Origin of the sequence: Amycolatopsis keratiniphila subsp. keratiniphila (genome assembly GCF_001620365.2) — a bacterium.
GTDB classification, from domain to species: Bacteria; Actinomycetota; Actinomycetes; order Mycobacteriales; family Pseudonocardiaceae; genus Amycolatopsis; species Amycolatopsis keratiniphila.
In genome coordinates this window covers 8372-10565 of the sequence record NZ_LQMT02000043.1, presented here as the reverse complement: position 1 = coordinate 10565, position 2194 = coordinate 8372, and the positions used below count along the sequence as shown (strand labels likewise).

2 protein-coding genes and 1 pseudogene are annotated in these 2194 nt (G+C 70.6%); all 3 read right to left on the bottom strand.

Annotated elements, in window-relative coordinates; all coding sequences use genetic code 11:
* Window positions 1-259, bottom strand: a 259-nt coding sequence (locus AVR91_RS44090) for a TetR/AcrR family transcriptional regulator (protein WP_228709467.1), incomplete at its 3' end; no start/stop codon positions are given.
* Entirely contained in the window at window positions 259-1092 is an 834-nt protein-coding gene (locus AVR91_RS39925) for a class I SAM-dependent methyltransferase (RefSeq protein WP_063276900.1), read from the bottom strand. The genes AVR91_RS44090 and AVR91_RS39925, both read right to left, overlap by 1 nt.
* A gap of 72 nt (window positions 1093-1164) precedes the next feature.
* A pseudogene (locus tag AVR91_RS44085) lies at window positions 1165-2194 on the bottom strand (YhgE/Pip domain-containing protein); the annotation flags it as partial.

Genomic DNA, 2194 nt, shown 5'->3' with positions numbered 1-2194 from the left:
CGGGCGCGGGCAGCTCGCCGAGCTCGGCTTCGACCCGCCGCACGTGTTCCGCCAGCGCGTCGGCCAGCAACTCCTCCTTGTCGGTGAAGTGGTTGTACAGCACGCCGTCGGCGACCCCGGCCGCTCGCGCGATGGCCCGGACCGTGAGTTCCGCGGTGCCGTTGGCGGAAATCAGGTCCGCGGCCGTGCCGATCAGATGCTCGCGCAGGCTCCGGCCGTCTTCGGTGCCGCGCAGTGCCGCGGCTTTTCTCGGTGCCATCAGGATTTCGCCCTGACCAGCCACGCGGCACCACGCAGCCGGACACCGCCGGGCCCGGCAAAAGGCCGCAGCGCCGCCGAAAGCGCTTCTCGCGCGCTGTTCGCCGCTTCTTCCCCGGCCAGACCGAGGTGATACTTGACCGGCCCCCAGTCGGCGATGAACCCGGCGGCGTCGGCCACGTCGCTCCCCCAGACCTGATCGGCCTCGACGCGGGTGGCCGTGACATCGCGGAATCCGGCGTCCGTCAGCACCGAACGAGCCCGTTCGGGATCGGCGAAAGCCGTCGGGCCGGTGCCGTCCTCGCCGGTCGGCGTCGGCAGGAATGGTGACAGCGCACCGAAAACGGTGCCGAGATCGGTTCCGGCGAGTGCGGTCATGCACAGGAACGCGAGCCTGCCGCCCGGTTTCAGCGCCCGGCGCACGTTCGAGAAGGCGGCGACCGGATCCGCGAAGAACGTCACCGCGAACCGGCTCAGCGCGACGTCGAAAACCCCTTCCCCGAACGGGAAGACCTGGACGTCGCCCTGCTCGAACCCGACGTTCGTCACGCCTTCGGCCTCCGCGCGAGCCCGCGCCGTGGCGAGCATCGGCGCGGACAGGTCGATCCCGGTCGCGCCGCCGAGCGGGGCGCGGACGGCGGCGAGACGGGTGACCTGGCCGTTGCCGCAGCCGATGTCGAGCACCCGGTCCCGCTCGCCGATTCCGGCCGCGTCGAACAGGAATTCGTTGAACCCGCTGTTCACCGCGTCGTAGCGCCCGTCGTGCTCGGCCCAGTGTCGTCCCTCGTAGCCGTTCCACGCCTCGGACTGCGCGGTGTTGACGATGTCGGACATCCCAGAACCTCCTCCGTTATGAACACACGTTCATGAACACGTGTTCATACTGATCGAGGTCCGGCCCCGCCGTCAAGCGGTGACGGTTAGCCGCAGTTCTCGTCCGGGCAGGGACCGCCGCCGGTCCGTCACCATGATCATCGCCAGCGTCCCGATCCCCAGCCACACCACCAGCTGCACGATCCCCGACGTCAGACCGTCCGTCCCGGTCAGCAGCGACCGCAGCGCCACCAAGGCACCATTGGTCGGCAGGATCCCCAGCACCGTCCCGAAAAAGCCAGGCACGGTCGAAACCAGCGAAGCGCCGACAGTGAGCACGAGGATCGCGAGGGCGGCGAAGCGGCCAGGGCGTTTGAAGATGGCCACCAGCGCTTGGTTGACGACGGTGAACGTCCCCGCCGCGAGCACGAGCACCACCAGCAGGGTCACGGCCTTGCCGAAGCTCAGGCCGAGGAACGCCCAGAACACCCCGGTGAGGATCAGGGCGGTGAGCACCGCGAGCGTCGCGCCGGGGACGGCCGCGGCGAGGATGATCCGCCAGCTCGGTTCGCGGGTGGTGAGCACGCTCGGCGGCACCGCCCGGATCACCTGGTACGTCGCCAGCGCGCAGCCCCACAGTGCCAGTACGAGGATCAGCGCGACCGCGCCTTCGCCGAACGAGCCCGAGCCCGCCGTGTCGGCGATCGCGGGGGTGGCGGCGACCTGTTTGAGGTGGTCGCGTTCGGCCTGGGTGTAGTCGGGCACCTTGCCCCGGCCTTCATTGAGGCCCTTGGCGAGCTCCGAGGCACCGGATTCGGCGCGCTCGGCGCCGTCGGCGGCGGAGCGGGCACCGGTGGCGAGTTCACCGGCACCGGTGGACAACGTCGTCGCGCCGCCGGCGAGTTGCCCGGAGCCGTCGGCGAGCCGCCGTGCCCCGGAGTCGGCGGCCTTGACCCCGGCATCGAGTTTCCGCGCGCCGTCGGCCGCCGTGCCGATGCCGCCCGCGAGTTCCTTCGACTTGTCCGCGAGCTGCTTGTTCCCGTCGGCGACCTTCTGCGAGCCCGCCGAAAGGTCTTGCACCGCCTTCTTCGTCTGCACGACGGCGTCGCGGATCTCGGCGCGT